Origin of the sequence: Nostoc sp., assembly GCF_035638895.1 — a bacterium.
Classification (GTDB): Bacteria; Cyanobacteriota; Cyanobacteriia; order Cyanobacteriales; family Nostocaceae; genus Nostoc.
Window position 1 is genome coordinate 1 of the sequence record NZ_DASQZC010000147.1, and the last position, 2,085, is coordinate 2,085.

Here is a 2,085-nt window from a genome sequence, read left to right on the forward strand (position 1 = left end):
TAAGCCTGTAATGCCTTAAACCACTTATTCAAAACTGTGCTGATGGTTTTCTTAATCTCATGCTTACGATTCCACTTCTGGAATGCCATTTCATACTCTTCGCCTTTCATTTGAAAGGTATTCCAGACATCTAGTCCTACAGGCAATCCGCAGAATAGCAAAATGTACAGCGACCAAGAAATTCCGCCACCAGTGATTAAATTTAACAGTATAAAAAAGCCATTAAAAATTGCATAATTTCCTAGACGCTTCTGAAATCTTCTGATACGGTAAGCGTCAAAAGCCCTTCGCTGTTGAACTTGCCCCTGTTGTACTAGCCAATCGCGTTCTGCTAACTTTAAAGAATCAGGTGAAATTTCTAACTCAGCAGCAATTTCTAATATCTGCTCATAAGAAAATTCTGTATCTTTGTCGTCAGCTTGACGAGCGATCGCTAATTGCAGAATTTGTTGAACATCATCTTGGCTATAAGAGCGGAGAGTCTTGGGTTCAAATGTTGTCATAATTCTTTCTCTTATATTACTTTTAATAGAAATTTGCTGCCGGATAGATTTTAAGCAGCTACGCCTGTACTATTTCCATTATTCTTACATTAGCAAATCTATTAGTCATTAGTCATTAGTTATTCTCCCCCTACCTCCCTACTCCCCACTCCCCACCAATATAAAGACTCTCCAAATATCCAGATATTATTAAGGTGCAGCAGAGGATAATAACTAGGTAACAAGCAACAAGAAGGATGTAACTCAATGGTTGACGAAAATGGATCGATTCGTACCCTATCGGTTGATATTGGCGGTAGTGGCGTTAAAGCTATGGTTTTGGATATTACGGGGAATCCTGTAACAGAAAGGGCGCGTTTAGATACACCCCAACCTGCTACACCAGAGGTTGTAATTAATGCAATTGTTGTGTTAGCAGCATCTCTTGGTGAATTTCATCGCGTTTCGGTCGGTTTTCCCGGTGTGGTGCGGTGTGGAGTCACCGAAACTGCGGTAAACCTACATCCAGATTGGATCGGATTTGATTTGGAAACAGTATTATTAAAACATTTAAACAAGCCTGTACGGGTGATTAATGATGCAGATATGCAGGGGTTGGGTGCGATCGCAGGTAAAGGTGTAGAATTGGTAATTACTCTGGGTACGGGGTTTGGTTCGGCTTTATTTGTAGATGGTAAGCTGGTGCCAAATATGGAAATGGGGCATCATCCGTTTCGCAAAGGAGAGACTTTTGAGCAGCAGTTACGGCGTGCAGAGCTAGAAAAAATTGGTGACAAAAGATGGAATAAGCGTTTAGAAAAAGCGATCGCATCTTTGCAACACCTTTTCAATTATGATTACCTTTACATTGGCGGTGGTGAAGCGGTGAAAGTGAATTTACAGCTACCGTTAAATGTAAAACTCATTCCCAATATCACAGGTTTATTAGGCGGTATTGCTTTATGGCGAGATGAAAAAAGGTAAAAAGTTTTATAGTATCCAAAACTGGGCGTACTAAATAATGTCTCTGAAGAGCTACGCCTACGCGCTTTTTATTAAGGTGCATTCCTTCTAAAAATTTCCAAATGAGATAAAAATTAACAATGAATGAAATTGGCCTGATGATGACGGGCGTGTTAACAATCAGACAAGGCTCTGGGGTCAATTTGCCACAGCAGCAATTATTTCAGATGGAAAATGACGAAAACCAGTCAAAACAGAGTCAGTTAGAGATAACTGCTCAAGTTACACCACCTGAATTTATGCAGACAGATAGAATTTATCAAGCTTATCCCTCAGCGATCGCAGTAGAAAAAGAACATATACTCAAGAAAATCAGTAAAAAAAATCAGTTCCTAGTTTCTTCTAACTTAGATCAGCCTAAAAAGTATTCTCCATCTAAAGGTAAAGTCCGTGCAAAGGCTACAGGAAAGTTGCAGAAGTTTACTAGCCAACCACCTTTGCCGACTCTTTATTTCGGCGGCTCTGGTGTTGCTGTCAGAATCTTACAACGGCTATTAGTGTCTAATGGTTATGCCGTTAGAGTAGATGGCGTTTTTGGCGCTTTGACAGAGACTGCTGTCAAAGCCTTTCAAAATCAGCA

The 2,085-nt window shown here is 40.1% G+C and carries 3 protein-coding genes; 2 read left to right on the forward strand and 1 reads right to left on the reverse strand.

The window, feature by feature from the left end:
• Positions 1–503, reverse strand: a 503-nt coding sequence (locus tag VE944_RS07090; protein WP_324974323.1) for a 2TM domain-containing protein, incomplete at its 3' end; no start/stop codon positions are given.
• Between the two features lie 246 nt (positions 504–749).
• On the opposite strand from VE944_RS07090, the gene VE944_RS07095 reads away from it, so the two are divergent.
• A complete protein-coding gene (locus VE944_RS07095; RefSeq protein WP_324974327.1) occupies positions 750–1,466 on the forward strand; it encodes an ROK family protein in 717 nt (238 codons plus the stop codon).
• Positions 1,467–1,585: 119 nt separating this feature from the next.
• A partial coding sequence (locus VE944_RS07100) for a peptidoglycan-binding domain-containing protein (RefSeq protein WP_324974330.1) occupies positions 1,586–2,085 on the forward strand: 500 nt, incomplete at its 3' end.